Raw genomic sequence first — 15,910 nt, forward strand, 5'->3', positions numbered from 1 at the left:
AATCACCCATTGCGTCTAAATATGGAAAACCCGATTCAGAAACTCCTGGGTTCTCTCGTGCTTCGGGGCATTGAAAACCTGCTCGGGCGGGCCGTCTTCGACGACCACTCCGCCGGCGCAGAACACCACGCGGGAAGCAATGTTCTTGGCGAACCACATGTCGTGCGTCACGATCATCATGGGCATGCCTTGCTCGGCGAGGCTCAGGACGACCTGTTCCACTTCAGCGACGAGTTCGGGGTCCAGCGCCGACGTCACTTCGTCGAACAGCATCAGTTTGGGATCGAGCATCAAGGCGCGAGCGATGGCGACACGCTGCTTCTGGCCGCCGGAAAGCTGATTGGGGTAAGCCCCTGCCTTGGCCGCGAGCCCGAAACGGGTCAGCAGCGTCATGGCACGCTCTTCTGCCGAGGCTTTGCTTTCGCCTCTCACTTTGCGGGGAGCGAGCGTCAAGTTCTGCAAAATACTCAGATGCGGGAACAAGGTGTAATGCTGGAACACCATGCCGATCTGCTGACGTACGGCCAGGTTGATCTTGGTCTTCGCCTTGCCGCCGTTGGCGGTGATGTAGGGCTGGCCGGCAAAGGTGATGGAACCGCTGTCGATTTCCTCCAGGCCCATCATGACCCGGAGCAGGGTGCTTTTACCCCCGCCGCTCGGGCCGATGACCACCAGGCGCTCACCGGCGGCCATATTGAGGTCGAGGCCCTTCAATACCTGTATGGTGGGGCTGTAGCTCTTGTGAAGATTGCTGATCTTCACGAGTGCTTGATCATTGCCCGAAACGATCGATGTTTTGTGTGTGTTTTGGATGGAGCTCAACGACTTCTCGCTGAAAATATTGCTCATGGTCTTGTTCATGGTCATGGCTACCTCTCTGCTGCGAAACATCAGGGTCAATGCCTTGGCGAGCCATGGCATTGACCCGGCTGGCATTACTTGCCCGAGTCAAGGGTCTGGCGTACCGCCTTCTTGATCAGGGCATTCACAGCACCGCTGGAGACTTTCTGTTTGAGGTAGGTGTTGAGCTCGGCAATGTCTTCTTGGCGAGTGTTCTTGCGCAGGCCAAAGGCCACTTCCTGCTGAGCCAGTGCAGGTTTGGGGGTGAAAGCCTTGGCCCAGTCCGGGTGGGATTCGATGAAGAGCCAGTTGCTATCGGAGGCGTCGACCAGCACATCGGCACGCTTGGAGGCCACGGCGAGGCGGGTTTCATCCATGCCCGGCAGGCGCATGATCTGGGCTTGCTTGATGACAGCCGACACCGCTTTGTCTTGGGCGGTACCCGACATCACCGCCAGCGTCAGGCCTGGCTTGTCGAGATCGCCGATGGTGACCAGGTTTTTTGGAATCCTCGGGTTGGATTTGTTGTAGACGAAGGAAATCTCGTAATTCGAGGCGCCTGTCGAGAAGCTGATCGCCTTGGCGCGCTCAGGGGTGTTGTTGAGCGCCATCGACAAATCCCACTTGTTGGCCTGGAGACCGGCGACGATGTTGTCCCAGGTCGTGTCGACAAACTGAACCTTGACCTTCAGAACGTTCTGGCCGAAGTCACGGCACAGATCGGCAAAGAAGCCGCTATAGGCACCGGTCTTGGGATCGCGCATCACGTACGGCGGGGCGACGGCCGCCCCACAGCGCAGGACTCCCTCCTTCTTCACGTTCGCCCACAGGGGCTCGGCATCTTCGGCGTTGGCAAAGCCGGAAGTGGTCACCGACAACGCTACGGCTGCCACGGCAATGGCCGAAGCACGCTTCAGAAATTTACTTGCAACGTTCTGATACATAAGAGTTTCTCCTGACATCGTTATGTAGATGTACGCCCGATGGCGTAACTGGGGTGATCCACCAGTTTGTGCTTGTTGTCTTTGTCGACATTGTGGCGACAGTGTTTTTGTACACTGCCACCCCTGGGGTGTCAACACGAAAATACACAGTGTCGACAAGATTGGGTTTTGGTACTATAGAAGCAAGACAGTCGGGCCCCCGGCATGGCCTCGTTGGCAGGAAGGACGAAATATGAAGAAGGCTAGTGTGGAAGCCGATACGAAACGCACCAAAGGATCGAGTTCGAAAAATGTCTACGACACCCTTCGAACCGAAATACTCGAACTGAAGCTGAGCCCAGGCCAGATGCTGGATGAAACGACACTGGCCGAACGGTTCGACATGTCACGCTCCCCCGTTCGCGAAGCGTTGATCAGGCTGTCTGCCGATGGCCTAGTCGTGACGTTGCCGAATCGAAGCACCATCGTCGCGCCGATCGAAATCTCCGCTTTTCCCAAATACGTCGAGGCGCTGAGTGTGGCCCAACGCATCAATACGCGTCTCGCGGCAGAGCTGAGAACCGATTTCGATCTCGCCATCATCGCGCAGCGACAGCGCGAGTTCGAAGCCGCTGTGGCCACTGGGGATCACCTGGCCATGTCGGAAACCAACAAAGGCTTCCACATGGCGATTGCCGATGCCGGGCGGAATCCGTACTTGGCCGCCTTCTATGAGAAGCTTCTGGACCAGGGTCGCCGCATGCTTCACATGCACTTCGAGTACCTGGAACGTACGAACGATGGGTATCTGCTGACTGACGAGCACAACCAGATGCTGGAAGCGATCCGTGTGCAGGATGTGGAACTGGCCGACCAACTGGCGCTTCAGCACACCAGACAGTTCAGGGACAACTTCATCCAGTTCATGAAGGAAAACTATACGAACGACATGAGCCTCGCCGTGGAGCGATCGGCAGAGTCCATGTTTGTATGAAATTCGAATTGGCGATTCCACATTTGCCACGCATGAATGAACGATTCCGGCAGGGGCTCAAAGAAGGGTTTGGGCATTATTTTCCCTTCTCCCCCGGCCTCGTTCCCTGGGGCTTGGCGACCGGCATTGCGATGCTAGGTGCGGGCTTTTCCCCTATCGAAGCCATGGGCATGAGTGTCATTGTATACGGGGCTACCGCCCAGCTAGGCACCTTGCCCCTTATTGTCAGCGGGGCACCTTCATGGCTTATCGTTGTGACCGCATTGGTGCTGAATTTACGGTTCCTGATCTTCAGCGCCACCCTGGCCCCGGCTTTCAAGGGGGTAGGGCGGTGGCAGCGCTGGTTGTCCGGCTATCTGTTGAGTGACGGTGTCGTTGCCGCTTGTGCCAGCCGGCTGTTGACGGAAGACAACCCCCAACGGCGTTTGGGCTACTACCTGGGGCCATCGCTCTGGAACTGGGGTGTATGGCAGGTAAGTACCCTGATAGGCATTTTCGCCGCGAACGCCGTCCCGCAGAACTGGCCTTTGGCGTTCATGGCCACCATCGCGCTGTTGGCGCTTCTCATCTCCATGGTCCGGCAGAAGCCCATGCTGCTGGCGGCGTTGACGGGGGGCGTCGTCGCCATCGCACTGCGCGGATTGCCATTGCGCATGGGGATTTTTGCCGCGATTCTGGCCGGGATGGCCGCCGGCGTGTTGGCTGAGCGCTGGCAAACACAAAAGGTTGACGATGATAAGTGACAAACTGCTTCTGTGGGTGACGTTCGTTCTGGTGGGCGCCGCCACGTTTCTGCCGCGCAGCAGCTTTATCGTCGCCGGCCACCGCCTGCAGCTACCGCCCAAGCTGCAGCAAGCCCTGCGTTACGCCCCGGCCGCCGCTTTGGCGGCCTTGGTGACACCGGACGTTCTGACGGTTGAGGGCAGCTTCCACGCACTGAATCCGAAGTTCTTCGCCGCGGTAGCCGCCGTCGGCACTATCCTTTTCTTCAGAAACCCCTGGCTACCGTTCATCAGCGGCATGGGCATCCTGGCTGCGGCGAGATGGCTTTAGCCTGTCGTCTCACCGACATGCTCGATGCTGTGTGGCACCACCCCCGGCAGCACTGGACTTCCCGGGGCGGTTACGCTTGCAACCGCTCCTCTTCAAATCTGCCAAGTATCCAGTCGACAAATACCTTCAACCTCGCGCTTTGATGCCGATTGGGCGGATAGACAATGTGAAACGGAATTGCCGGCCGGGTCCAGTCATCCAGAACAGCCACAAGTTCGCCAGAGTCCAGGTATGGCTGGACAAAACGCCGCAGGGTCTGCCCGACGCCCAGGCCAGCGAGCATCATTTCGATGTGGCCGTTACCCTCGTTGGCCGAGAACTCGCACTCGTCGATCTCGAAACGGTCCACTCCTTTATCGAAAATCAAAGGCTCCAGCTTGCCTGTCGCGGCAAAGAAATAGCCGACCTGAACGTGGTTCGCCCTCAGATCCGCAGGGGAGGCAGGGGCGCCCATTCGCTCCAGATAAGATGGCGAGGCGCACGTCACATACGGAAGTTCGAAGACTCGGCGTGCGATCATCGTCGAATCGCGCAGCTCACCGGCACGGATAGCACAGTCCACTCCCTCGCCGACGATATTTACGGTCCGATCGCTGATCCCCAAAGCCAAGGTCACGTCGGGATACTCGCGATGAAAATCCGGCAATGCCGGTATGAGCAGGCGATTGGCGAATAATGCCGGCGCGTCGACCCTCAGGTGTCCGCGCGGCTTGAGCTTTTTACCGCGTACTGCATTGTCCGCCATGTCGACTTCTGCCACTAGGCGCACTGCGTGGCTGTAGTATTCCGACCCTTCCGCCGTTGTGGTGACCGTGCGCGTGGTCCGATGCATCAGCTTGATGCCGAGGTGGGCTTCGAGATCGGTGACCAACTTGCTCACTGTCGAGCGCGGCAGCGCCAGCTGGTCTGCAGCTCGGCTGAACGATTCTGTCTCTACAACACGTACGAAAGCCCGCATCGCCAAAAGCTGGTTCACCGCTGGCCACCTTTCCCTGCAAGAACACGCCCATACAATTATCCATATTGATGGATAAAGTTGGCAAATTTGTCGGCTTTTTCTTCGTGTTGTCGCACTGCAAAATCTGCTGAACCGACAAACGGAGCAATCAGCATGAAAGCAGTTGTGACAAAGACATTCGGAAATCCTCCGGAGATGACCGTCGAGGAGCGCCCCAAACCCACATTCAAAAAGGGTTTCTCCCTGGTTCGGATGCACTCCGCAACAATCAATCCATTCTCCAACTTCTTGCGTCGGGGCGAACTGGGTACTGCGCAGGCTCCGCTCGTCCTGGGCAACGAAGGCTCGGGTATGGTTGAGGAAAGTGGCCGATTCAAGTCGGGTACGCGGGTCGCCATCTTCGGCGGCGGTACACTTGGCGTTACGCAAGATGGCCTTTTTCAGCAATGGGCCCTGGTCGAGGACAAGAGGCTTGTGGAACTCCCCGATACGCTCGATTGGGACGAGGGTGCGGCCCTGACGGTGAATTACCTCACCGCTCTCGGGGCCCTCAAGAGATCAGCGAAATTGCAGAGCGGTCAGACGGTTCTGGTATCCGGCGCCACAGGGGGGGTCGGGCATGCGCTCATGGAGGCGACGCAGGCCCTCGGCGGCCATCCCATTGCGCTGGTGTCTTCGCCCGAAAAGGCGCTGCGGGCAAAAGAGGCCGGAGCCGAATCGGTGATCGATCTGTCCGCGGAGAATCTGGTCGAGGCGGTGCAGCGGCTCACCGACGGCCGGGGAGCGGACATTGCCATGGATCCCGTCGGCGGCCGGCTTGCCGGGCAGATGCTGCGCGCATTGGCGCACCGGGGACGCTTGGTTTCCATCGGTTTCACCGCCGGGAAAGAAGCCCAGATCGATCTCGTGAATGTCGTCGTCCACGAGAAATCCGCGGTCGGCTTCAGTGTGAATTTCGACTCGGATGAAGACTTGGCATCGGCCCTAGACGAGCTCGCCGCCCTCACTGCGAAGGGGCTGCTGAAGCCGGTTATCGACAGCGCCTATGCCATCGAGGACTTCGAACGGGGATACAGCCGACTGACCTCAAGGCAGGCGGTCGGCTCGGTGATTCTTCATCTCTAACCATTCGCATGAAGATGCCGTCTTCCGGCGGCTAACCAAAGATTACGACAGGACACAACATGACCACTCTGCTTGAACCCTACCAGCTTGCCGACCTCACCCTGCCGAACCGGGTCGTCATGGCCCCGATGACCCGCTCGCGGTCCCAGAACCATGCGCCGAACGAGAGCACGGCGACCTATTACGCACAACGCGCTTCCGCTGGTCTCATCATCGCCGAAGGCGCGCCGATTTCACTTCAAGGACGGGGATATCTCTGGACTCCCGGCATCTACACGCAAGAGCAGCTGGATGGCTGGCGCAAGGTGACGGATGCGGTCCATCAGGCTGGCGGCAGGATTTTCGTCCAGCTCTGGCACACCGGCCGAATGTCTCATGTCACCTTGCAGGAGAACGGGCAAGCGCCGGTCTCGTCTGTCGACACGCAGGTGGTGAACTGGCCTGTTTTCGCTTATGATGAGGCGGGCAATCCCGGCCAGGTCCCTGCCAGTCCGGCCAGGCGGCTGAGCGTGGAGGAGATCCACCGCATCACGGAAGATTTCGTCCGCGCCGCCAGCAATGCCATGGCCGCTGGTTTCGACGGCATCGAATTGCATTCGGCCGGAGCCTATCTGCTGGACCAGTTCATCAATGGCGGCATCAATACCCGCGATGACGAGTATGGCGGAGAAAGCATCCAGAACCGCCTGCGCTTCGTGCTGGAAACGGTGGATGCCGTGTCCCAGGCCATCGGCAGCAAGCGGGTTGCCATTCGCATTTCGCCCGAGGCGCGCATCCACGATGGCCCCGCCTATCCGAGCGAGCGTGAGACCTTCCTGACCTTGGCCGAGGAGCTGTCGAAACGGAGCCTCGCCTACCTTCATATCAATGACATGGGCGTCAGCTCCGAGCTGCTGGCGGGTATCCGCCGCGTCTATCGCGGTACATTGATGATCGCCGGCGAGTACACGCAGGAAAAAGCTCAAAAAGCCATTGAATCCGGAGTCGTAGATCTGGTGGCCTTCGGGCGGCCCTATATCGCGAACCCGGATCTTGTGGAGCGCTTCCGCAACGGCTGGCCATTGGCGGTTGCGGAGCACGCCGTCTTTTACGGCGGAGATGACCGTGGCTACACGGACTTCCCGCCTTATATCCAGTCCTGATTGGCCGTGCGCGGACAAGGTATTGCATCGCAAATGCGTCCTTGTCCGCGCTGTTTTGCATCGCCCAAAGCCAATCGACATCAGTGAGTGCTGGCCCTCTTCGCTGGGGCCGACCCGGTCCAGCACTTCAGCGTGACAGGTTCAATCCGGCACCGGCAGGCGGCTGGAAGATTTGACCTCCCGCAGCGCGAGGCTCGATTGGATCGAGTGGATGCCAGGAATCTTGCGTAGCACGTTCTCGACGAAATCGCTGTAGCCATCCAGATTTTCCGCCACCACCTGCAGCAGGTAATCGGCCGCCCCCGTGATCTTGTGACAGGACAGGACCTCGGGGTGGCCCTGTATCACTTCCTCGAAGCGATTGGGCGCCTCGTCTCCATGTACGGCGAAGCTCACATTGACGAAGGCCAGCACGTCGTAGCCCAGCTTGCGGCGATCGAGGTTGGCCTGGCAGTCCTTGATATACCCCTCGTCTTCCAGTCGTTTGAGCCGGCGCCAGCACGGCGTCACGCTTAGCGACAGCTGCTCCGCCAGCTTGGGGTTGGACAGGGCGCCATCCTGCTGCAACAGACGCAGAATAGTCCGATCCGTGCTGTCCAGCCCGTTCTTTAGTTTGTTTACGCTCATTTTTCCTGTTTGCTGAGTATATCTTTCTCAAATACTAGCCGTTCGAGAGTCGATAAAGCAAAACAAATCCCGCTGGAAGATCACATACTTATTCCCGTCATCTTCTTCCCCGGATTACCCCCACCATGCTGACCGTCTACAGCCCAGCCCACCGGCTGCACCACGCCACCGAACTAAAAGATGGCTTGATCAAGCCGTGCTTCGAAATGCCCAGCCGGGCCGATACCATCCTGTCCCGGGTGCAAGCGGTCGGCTTGGGTGAGGTGATCGCCCCGCGCGACTACGACACCTCGCGCTATGCCCGCGTGCATAGCGAGCGCTATGTCCGGTTCCTCGAAAACGCCTGGACCGAGTGGAGCGCACTGGGCCGCACCCACGATGCCTTGCCGCTGATCTGGCCGGTGCGCGATCTGCGCAGCGACATCGAGCCCGAGTACATCGATGGCAAGCTGGGCTTTTACGCCATGGACGCCGGCGTGGCGATCACCGCCGGCACCTGGGAAGCGGTGCGCACCAGCGCCAACCTGGCCCTGACCGGCATGGCCGCACTGGAAGAGGGCGAATACAGCGCCTTCGCCCTGTGTCGTCCGCCCGGCCATCACGCTGCCGCCGAATACATGGGTGGTTATTGCTACCTGAACAATGCCGCCATCGCCGCCCAGGCCTGCCTCGACGGCGGAGCCAAACGCGTAGCGGTGCTCGACGTCGATTACCACCACGGCAACGGCACCCAGAGCATCTTCTACCAGCGCGCCGACGCCTTGTTCGTGTCCCTGCACGGCGACCCGAAACAGTCCTATCCCTATTTCCTGGGGCACAAGGACGAGCAGGGCGCCGGCGCCGGGCTTGGCTTCAATCACAACTACCCGCTGCCGCACGGCACCGACTGGAGCGGCTATGGCACAGCGCTCCTCCACGCCTGCCGCACCATCGCTGCCTATGTGCCGGACGCCGTCGTGGTATCGCTGGGGGTGGATACCTTCAAGGACGACCCGATCAGCCACTTCCAGCTCGATAACGAGGACTTCCTGCGCATCGGCGAAACCATCGCCAAGATCGGCCGGCCGACGCTGTTCGTGATGGAAGGGGGCTACATGGTCGACGACATCGGCGTCAACGCGGTGAATGTGCTGCGGGGGTATGAGGGGGCGCGCTGAGCGTGCCGAGCCACCTGATACGGCTGCATATCGGCCAGGAAGCACCGGAGGATCTGATCGCGGATATGGAGAAAGGCTTCGAGCGGTTCCTGCTGTCGCATGACGCCCCTGAGCTCGTAACGCCTGGCGGCACGCTTCAATCGAGCGTGACGAATAGCCTGCGGTAATGGCGATACCAGTCGCTCTGGAACCGCTCTTGCGGGTCGTAGGCAAGTTTCCAGGCCAAGAACTCGCGAAACTGGGGATAGCAGGTCTCAAGCTGGCGCGCCGTGGCGTGCCGGTGATATGTCAGGTAGAAGCTGCCGCCGTAGCCGATGACGAGGTCGATGAGGTGCCGGAAGGCGACCGCCGACTGGGTGGCGCCGGCGGCGCTGTGCCGTATGTGTAGGTTGAACACCACGCAGGCGTAGTCCTGCCGCGCCCAGGCCAGGAAGCTTTCGTCGTCACGCCGGATCAGCCGCACCGTGCCGTAGATCAGGTCGACAGCGTGGCGGCGGAACCCTTCGGCGGCGGCCGTCATGAAGTCAACCAGTTGTTCTCTGGGCACATACAGCTCGGTGATCACTTCGGAACCGGTGTGACCCAGGCGCTCGTCCAACGCCCCGTGGTAGCCGTTCAGATACACGCTCAGCTGATGGGTGTCCGAGTGATACAACTGGCCCGAGGTGGCCAGATAAAACTGCGAGTAGCGGTCGAAGGCGGCCTGCTTGTCGGTATGCGCCAGCCGTACCAGCTCCGACCAGTCCCGCTCCGACAAGGCCAGCTGCTGGGCGGGCATCGGGGTGTCGTCCGCGACCGGGTGGTAGCACGACAACACCCCACGGCGCAGGAAGGTCGACTTGCGCTCGTCGATCGCGAACTGGAAGTCGCCGTAGAGGTAGCCCTCCGCCACTCGCTGCTCGAGGCTGGCCGTCACGTCGCCGATGTCAGTGATCTCCACCACCCGCCTCAGCTTGCGCCGTGGCGCGAGACGCAGCGTGACGCTGGCGATCACGCCGAACAGGCCGTAACCTCCGATCGCCAGCCGGAACAGCTGCGGGTGGTCGGTGCGGCTGCAATGCAAGCCGTCGCCATTCGCGTCCAGCAATGTGAAGGACTCGACATCAGCGATGATCGGCCGCATCGCGAGCCCGCGTCCGTGGATATTGGCGGCAAGACTGCCGCCGAGGGTAAAGCCGTCCGCCCCGGTCTGCTTCTGCGCCACGGCCCACGCCCGCGCGTCGCGTTGCTGGATGCGCTGCAGCCAGGCAAACAGGGTGGGCCACTGGATGCCGGCCTCGACCTCGATCAAGCCGTTGACCCGGTCGAATGACCGCACCTGGTCGAGCCCGCGCATGTCGAGCAGCAGAGCGTTCCGGGCGAATTGCTGGCCGCTCATGGCATGGCGGCCGCCGGCGATGGCCAGGGGCAACCGCAAGCGGTGCGCCCGTGCGATCGCCGCCTCGATGTCCCGCTGCGAGCGCACCGCGATGACGTCCCTGACTGGGGTCGGGTTGAGCCCCGAGTGGATATCGTTCACCCAGCCTGTTGCATCAGCCTCGTCCCGTGCCATGGCGTCCATCTCCCAAAACAACTTGTCGATGGAAATAGCGTAGGCAAGCCACGCTCAGACACGGCTCACAGATGGCTAACAGATCGCTTACAAGGCAGGTTCAGATGGAGCAGGGCACCGCTGGTTTTCGGCGGGGCAGCTTATCTCAGCTCTGCAGCAAGGCCTCATGCTGCAGGCCGAACATCAGGCCGCCCCAGTGCCGGCCCTGATGGTAGATCGGCACCGAGACCAGCGCAAAGATGTCGCCGACGTCGCGCACGTAGGCCTGGAACAGGAACTCGCTCTTGTCGGTGCTGGTCCGGTGCAGCATCGGGTTGCCCTTGTGGAAGCGCTTGTCGCGGCTCACCAGCATGTTGCGCGCCACGTCGTCGGTCTGCGGCTGGCAGTATTTGCTGACGTGGGTGGGCGGGTAAGCCTCGTCGCCGACGCAGATCACCGCCAGGTCGCAGCCGGGTATGCTGGACGCCAGCCGGTCGAAATAGGGGCGGAAGAGCTGTTCGTAAGCCTTGTCGTAACTGGTGTGGTACTGCTGCGGGTTGGTGCCGGGAATCGGCTGGAAGGCCTTGTCGAACAGGTCGAGACCCTGAGCGGCGAGCTGGTCGAGCATGGCTTCGCATTCCACCTTGCTCTGACGCAACTGGGCGGTGATACGGTCGAACGAAGCGTTGGCCACCTGGAACAGGCCAAGGTTGGCCATCACCTGTTCGGCCGAGCCGATCAGCTCCTGGGAGGGGCCCAAGCTGGCTTTCATGAGGGTGGACATCTGCTCCGAGAGCTGGCGCATCCGTCCGACGTTGCCGTGGATGTCGCGATTGTTCTCGCTGAGGGTGGCCATGGCGCCCTGGATGGCGCCGATCTCGCGGTTGACCTGCTGGCTACCCGCAACGAACTGGTTGAGCTGGTTCGTCGCGGTGTCCAGCACGCTGCTTGCCTTGAGGATGCTCTCGGCGATCGACTGCGCCGCCCCCGCCGTCTGCCTCGATTGCTCGTGGATTTCCTGTACCTTGCCGGTGACGCTGGAGGCGAGGGTATTGGTGCGCTCGGCGAGCTGGTGCACTTCATCCGCCACCACCGCGAAACCGCGCCCGGCTTCGCCGGCACGGGCCGCCTCGATGGCGGCGTTGAGCGCCAGCAGGTTGGTCTGGTCGGAAATGCCGCGAATCTGCGCCACGCTGGAGATGATCGCCTCGGTGTCTTCCAGCAGCTTGTCGATGCTTTGGGTGAAACCGGTCATGATCTGGGCTGCCTCGCGCGCGTTCTGGTTCGCCACGGCCATTTCCTGGCTGGTGCTTTCGGCTCCCTGGGTCAGCTCGTTGGCCACGCCGGAAATCACGTTGACGCTGGTACTGACGTTCTCCATCTCGGCACTGCTGCGCTCGGTTCTGGAGAAGATGCCCTCGGCCAGGGTTTCTTGTTCGCGCGCCTTGTTGTCGGCGTCCTTGATCTGCTTGCCGATCTGGGCCGCCTTGATCGACAGCACGATATTGTTGTGCCGGACCCCCACCAAGGTGTCGCAGACGGTGCCACGGTATTTGTTGGCCGACTCCACCGCCATACGCAGTGCGCCTCCGACAGGGGGGTACTGGTAGGTGAGGTTACGCGCATGCTTCTGCTGCACGTGATGGATGGCCCCTTCGAAACGGCTGAGCGGCCGGAATACCTGGCTCGCCAGCCAGCTGGCACTGGCGACCAGCACCAGCACCGCCGCCAGCGCGAAACCTATGGCAGCCGTGGTGGCCCCCTGATAAGCCAGCAGCAGGCTGCCGAATACCGCCACGACCAACTGGCTCAACACCACCCCAATGAAAATGCGCTTCATATGTATTGTTTTCCCTTTTATCGTTCTTTTGTTGTTTTAAGAGGCGCCAACAGACCCCGGTGCCAAACATCCCGCCGCCAATCTTGCGCGGAAGACGGCCGGGGAGGACGACGACACCATGGAATTCTGTCGGCAACTCTTGACTACTTTTGGTCCCTTGTCACCGTGTATGGTCAGGCGAGCTCGGTGTCGCCTTCCGTCGCGGTGGCTTTAGCGCGCCGGCGGGGAGGCTCGCCAAGATCCAGCTGCTCGGCGTGATCGCGGCAGAAAGCTTGGCCGGCACGGTAGCCGACGTCGAACAGCAGCTCCAAGTTCGAGTTCGACCAGTCCATCACCTGCGGCCAGTGGTCGTCCGGGATACCGCCCATCAGGTCCACCTTGAGCAGCCGGCGCTTGGGCTGGCCGGAGGCAGGGTCGATGTTGTACTTGTACTCGAACAGACGGATATCGTCCTTGGCGATTTCCACCAGCGGGGTGATGATCGAGTGTACCCAGGCGTCGTACAGGCTGCGCGGCTTGCGGATCAGCTTGTCCGCGCCGAGGATGTCGAACACCACCAGGGTGTCGATGTCGCAGTGCTTGCCCGGCGTGGCCGGATCGTCGTTCACCAGCGCCTTGAAGTTGAGCGTGTCGATGGAGGCGCCTTCGATGTAGTCCTCGCCGTCCAGGGTGTAGGGCGGGTAGATCAGCGGGAAGGCGAAGGCGGCTTTCAGATGCTCCGGCGTGATCTCGTTCTTGCCCCAGATCACCATCTTCTCGCGGTTCATGTTGTAGGCGTTGATGTAGAACTCCGGCTCGATGGACGAAATGGCGTCGAAGTCGATCACCTGTTCGGCAAACGGCAGGTGGGCGCACATGCCGAGGCTGGAGGGGGACAGGTTGCTGGGCGACAAGGTGGCGAGCCCGAGTTTGACCCAATCGGAAAACAGCCCGCTGCCGAATGGGGAGTCAGGGTCGAAGAACGGCGCGGTGAACGGGTTGCGGGCGAGCCAGTCACGATACGCCGCGGCCTGAGGCCCTGGCTTCATGAACACCTTGTAGTTGACCGGCAGCAGGCCGTAGATGGGGTCGGCGACGCCGATCTGTGCCCACTGGCGCAGAGCCTCCGCCGGATCGCCTTCCTTGGGGGCAGCATAGAGCAGCCCCATCAGCGCGCCGGCGCCCGAGGTGGAGATCACGTCGAACTCCACGCCGCGCTCCAGGAAGGCCACCAGGGCGCCCGCCATCAGGGTGGAGTTGGGGGCGCCGCCGCCGATCAGCAGGGCTTTCTTGTGTTTCTTCGTCGTTGCCTTTTCTGCCATGGTCCTTCTCCAAATTGACATCCGAATATCATAGTCAATGACATATATCATTGCCGAATGAATTATTACCGATTGTCGCGTTCTTGACGCAATGCGGCATCACATTTTAATTGTTTGACATGGTCGCATTGCCAAAGGCATTGCAGGGCAATCCGAGAGGCGACGGCCTCGTGCGATTCAGGTTTCGATGTACCCAGGCTCGCTACCAAGATCACGGTACACAGGCGCTCTATCATTGAGGTATCCTGTTACGGCCCGGTGACACAATCGCCAGGCTGACGGACCGCACCCTCCGTAAGGCAACAAGGGTGCCCAATAACCACACGTTATGGAGCAGACACCGTGAGTCTTTTCGAATTGCCCGATTTCGACGGGCATGAGCAAGTCGTTTTCGCCTCCGATTCCCAGTCCGGCCTGAAAGCCATCATCGCCATCCACAACACGCGCCGCGGCCCGGCCATGGGTGGCTGTCGCATGTGGGCTTACCCCGACAGCACCGCCGCCGCAACCGACGCCTTGCGCCTGGCACGCGGCATGACTTACAAGAACGCCATGGCAGGGCTCCCCATCGGTGGTGGCAAGGCGGTGATCATCGGCGACTCCCGCACCAGCAAGTCTCCCGAACTGTTCCGCGCGCTGGGCCGGGCGATCGATCAACTGGGCGGGCGTTACATCACGGCGGAAGACGTCGGCACCAGCCCGACTGACATGACTTACGTGCGCGAGACGACACGCTACGTTGCCGGCCTGGCGGGTGAGCTGGGCGGCACCGGCGATCCGTCCCCCGCCACCGCGCTGGGGGTGTTCGTCGGCATCGAGGCCGCGGTGCGCCATCGCCTCGGCGTCGATTCGGTCAAGGATCTGACGGTGGCGGTGCAGGGGCTGGGGCATGTCGGCTATGATCTGGCCCGACGCCTGAATGAGGCAGGCGCCCGACTGGTGGTGGCGGACATCGACCGCGCCAACGTGGAACGCGCTGCGGCCGAATTCGGTGCCCGGGTGGTGGCTCCGGACGAGATCGTCGACGCCCAGGCCGACGTGTTCGCGCCATGCGCTTTGGGTGCGGTGCTGAACCGGCAGAGCTTGCCGCGACTCAAATGCTCCGTCGTCGCCGGGGCGGCCAACAACCAGCTGGCCACCGACGACATCGGCGAGATGCTACGCGACGCCGGCATCCTGTACGCACCGGACTACGTCATCAACGCCGGCGGCATCATCAAGGTGTGTGCCGAGTACCTGCGCGAGCCGGCCGACAGCGTGGAAGGGCGCGTGCGCGCCATCGCCCAGACATTGGACGAAGTGTTCCAGATGGCCGAGCGCGACGGCATCGCCACCAGCCGGGCGGCCGACACCCTGGCACGGGCGCGCTTCTCCTGAGGGGGATGCTCCGGGAGGCCGGTCGGCGGCATGCTGGCCGGCGAAACGAGAACGCCGCTTTCCATGAGGGAGGCGGCGTTTTTCGATGCCTTGCCTCTTGGAATGACGATGCCCGGCTCCATTTTCCTGAGCAAGCTCGAATGCGGCCGGGGAGAGATGCAGATTGGAAAACAGGTTTACACAGCCATCATGAGCATGAGCCATATCGACAACGTTAACGACGCGGGGCCGCGATGATAGGCATGTTCGATTCCGGGCTGGGCGGATTGTCGGTGTGGCGCGAGCTGACCCGGCTGCTGCCGCAGGAACCGGTCATCTATCTGGCGGACCGGGCCTATTGCCCCTATGGCGGACGCAGCGCCGAGGATATCCTGGCACGCTCCGAAGCGATCACCCGCTATCTGATCGGCCAGGGTGCCAAGCTGATCGTCATCGCCTGCAATACCGCCACCAGCGCCGCCGCGCGCGAGCTGCGCCGGCGTTATCCCGAGTTGCCCATCGTTGGCATGGAACCGGCGGTGAAACCTGCCGCCTTGCACTCGCGCAGTGGGCAGATCGCCGTGTTGGCGACCCGGGCCACGCTGAAGGGCGACAAGTTCCTGGATCTGAAAGCGCAATACGACGACAGCGTCGACATCCTGCCGTTGCCGGGCGACGGCTTCGTCGAGCTGGTGGAAAACGGGGATCTCGGCAGTGACGAGGCGCACCAGGTAGTCCGGCGCCAGCTGCAGCCCTTACAGGCACACGCCGTCGACCAGGTGGTGCTGGGCTGCACCCATTACCCCTTCCTGTCACACCTGATCGAAGCGGCGCTGCCCGCCGGCGTGAAGCTCGTCGATCCGGCGCGGGCGGTGAGCCAGCAGGCCGAGCGCCTGCTGCACCGGCATGGCCTCGCCACGACATCGAGCCATGCCCCTACCCATCGTTTCGTGACCACCGCCGACGCGGGCAGCATGAGCGATTTCCTGCGCCGGGTGCTGGATCACCAGGGCGAGGTCAGTGTGGTGGACGTGGATTCCGTTGCCGATTGATGTGGCGATCC

Annotated in this window: 16 protein-coding genes; 9 read left to right on the forward strand and 7 right to left on the reverse strand. The window is 61.5% G+C overall.

The window, feature by feature from the left end; all coding sequences use genetic code 11:
• Nucleotides 1-15: 15 nt before the first annotated feature.
• Nucleotides 16-867, reverse strand: coding sequence for an amino acid ABC transporter ATP-binding protein (locus PSEMAI1_RS0109380; protein ID WP_024302625.1), 852 nt, complete (start codon nucleotides 865-867; stop codon nucleotides 16-18).
• Nucleotides 868-935: 68 nt separating this feature from the next.
• Nucleotides 936-1,784, reverse strand: coding sequence for an ABC transporter substrate-binding protein (locus tag PSEMAI1_RS0109385; RefSeq protein ID WP_024302626.1), 849 nt, complete (start codon nucleotides 1,782-1,784; stop codon nucleotides 936-938).
• 232 nt (nucleotides 1,785-2,016) lie between these two features.
• Between PSEMAI1_RS0109385 and PSEMAI1_RS0109390 the strand changes: the two genes are divergently transcribed.
• From PSEMAI1_RS0109390 to PSEMAI1_RS0109400, 3 genes are read left to right on the forward strand one after another with little or no spacing between them, the layout of a single operon-like run.
• Nucleotides 2,017-2,757: a GntR family transcriptional regulator gene (locus PSEMAI1_RS0109390; RefSeq protein WP_024302627.1), complete on the forward strand. Its 741-nt coding sequence runs from the start codon at nucleotides 2,017-2,019 to the stop codon at nucleotides 2,755-2,757.
• Nucleotides 2,754-3,500, forward strand: a complete 747-nt coding sequence (locus PSEMAI1_RS0109395) for an AzlC family ABC transporter permease (RefSeq protein ID WP_198019597.1) — start codon at nucleotides 2,754-2,756, stop codon at nucleotides 3,498-3,500. The genes PSEMAI1_RS0109390 and PSEMAI1_RS0109395 overlap by 4 nt, the downstream gene beginning before the upstream one ends.
• Entirely contained in the window at nucleotides 3,490-3,810 is a 321-nt protein-coding gene (locus tag PSEMAI1_RS0109400; protein ID WP_198019598.1) for an AzlD domain-containing protein, read from the forward strand. The genes PSEMAI1_RS0109395 and PSEMAI1_RS0109400 overlap by 11 nt, the downstream gene beginning before the upstream one ends.
• 70 nt (nucleotides 3,811-3,880) lie before the next feature.
• Here the strand turns inward: PSEMAI1_RS0109400 and PSEMAI1_RS0109405 are convergent, their stop codons facing one another.
• Nucleotides 3,881-4,786: a LysR family transcriptional regulator gene (locus PSEMAI1_RS0109405; RefSeq protein ID WP_024302630.1), complete on the reverse strand. Its 906-nt coding sequence runs from the start codon at nucleotides 4,784-4,786 to the stop codon at nucleotides 3,881-3,883.
• Between the two features lie 135 nt (nucleotides 4,787-4,921).
• On the opposite strand from PSEMAI1_RS0109405, the gene PSEMAI1_RS0109410 reads away from it, so the two are divergent.
• Together PSEMAI1_RS0109410 and PSEMAI1_RS0109415 are read left to right on the forward strand one after the other, a co-directional pair.
• Complete coding sequence (locus PSEMAI1_RS0109410) at nucleotides 4,922-5,893, forward strand: zinc-binding dehydrogenase (RefSeq protein ID WP_029770592.1); 972 nt, start codon at nucleotides 4,922-4,924, stop codon at nucleotides 5,891-5,893.
• A gap of 59 nt (nucleotides 5,894-5,952) precedes the next feature.
• A complete protein-coding gene (locus PSEMAI1_RS0109415; protein ID WP_024302632.1) occupies nucleotides 5,953-7,035 on the forward strand; it encodes an alkene reductase in 1,083 nt (360 codons plus the stop codon).
• Between the two features lie 141 nt (nucleotides 7,036-7,176).
• On the opposite strand, the gene PSEMAI1_RS0109420 is transcribed toward PSEMAI1_RS0109415, so the two are convergent.
• On the reverse strand, nucleotides 7,177-7,662 hold the full coding sequence (locus PSEMAI1_RS0109420; RefSeq protein ID WP_024302633.1) for an Lrp/AsnC family transcriptional regulator: 486 nt from the start codon (nucleotides 7,660-7,662) through the stop codon (nucleotides 7,177-7,179).
• Between the two features lie 125 nt (nucleotides 7,663-7,787).
• Between PSEMAI1_RS0109420 and PSEMAI1_RS0109425 the strand changes: the two genes are divergently transcribed.
• Nucleotides 7,788-8,819: a histone deacetylase family protein gene (locus PSEMAI1_RS0109425; protein ID WP_024302634.1), complete on the forward strand. Its 1,032-nt coding sequence runs from the start codon at nucleotides 7,788-7,790 to the stop codon at nucleotides 8,817-8,819.
• Between the two features lie 136 nt (nucleotides 8,820-8,955).
• Here PSEMAI1_RS0109425 and PSEMAI1_RS0109435 read toward each other — a convergent pair whose 3' ends face one another.
• From PSEMAI1_RS0109435 to PSEMAI1_RS0109445, 3 genes are all read right to left on the reverse strand, one after another.
• Nucleotides 8,956-10,371: an FAD-binding oxidoreductase gene (locus PSEMAI1_RS0109435; RefSeq protein ID WP_198019599.1), complete on the reverse strand. Its 1,416-nt coding sequence runs from the start codon at nucleotides 10,369-10,371 to the stop codon at nucleotides 8,956-8,958.
• Nucleotides 10,372-10,516: 145 nt separating this feature from the next.
• The gene (locus tag PSEMAI1_RS0109440; RefSeq protein ID WP_024302635.1) at nucleotides 10,517-12,190 is read right to left on the reverse strand and encodes a methyl-accepting chemotaxis protein; all 1,674 of its coding nucleotides are present in this window, start codon (nucleotides 12,188-12,190) and stop codon (nucleotides 10,517-10,519) included.
• 173 nt (nucleotides 12,191-12,363) lie between these two features.
• Nucleotides 12,364-13,491 carry a patatin-like phospholipase family protein gene (locus PSEMAI1_RS0109445; protein ID WP_024302636.1) on the reverse strand — a complete coding sequence of 376 codons (1,128 nt, stop codon included), beginning with the start codon at nucleotides 13,489-13,491 and terminating at the stop codon, nucleotides 12,364-12,366.
• Nucleotides 13,492-13,833: 342 nt separating this feature from the next.
• On the opposite strand from PSEMAI1_RS0109445, the gene PSEMAI1_RS0109450 reads away from it, so the two are divergent.
• From PSEMAI1_RS0109450 to murI, 3 genes are read left to right on the forward strand one after another with little or no spacing between them, the layout of a single operon-like run.
• Nucleotides 13,834-14,868 (forward strand): Glu/Leu/Phe/Val dehydrogenase, encoded by a 1,035-nt coding sequence (locus PSEMAI1_RS0109450; RefSeq protein WP_024302637.1) that lies wholly within the window; start codon nucleotides 13,834-13,836, stop codon nucleotides 14,866-14,868.
• Nucleotides 14,869-14,898: 30 nt separating this feature from the next.
• Nucleotides 14,899-15,105, forward strand: a complete 207-nt coding sequence (locus tag PSEMAI1_RS0109455; RefSeq protein WP_024302638.1) for a hypothetical protein — start codon at nucleotides 14,899-14,901, stop codon at nucleotides 15,103-15,105.
• A 5-nt stretch (nucleotides 15,106-15,110) separates the two neighbouring features.
• Nucleotides 15,111-15,899, forward strand: coding sequence for a glutamate racemase (gene murI / locus PSEMAI1_RS0109460; RefSeq protein WP_232219879.1), 789 nt, complete (start codon nucleotides 15,111-15,113; stop codon nucleotides 15,897-15,899).
• Nucleotides 15,900-15,910: the final 11 nt, after the last annotated feature.

The organism is Pseudogulbenkiania sp. MAI-1, assembly GCF_000527175.1.
GTDB lineage: Bacteria > Pseudomonadota > Gammaproteobacteria > Burkholderiales > Chromobacteriaceae > Pseudogulbenkiania.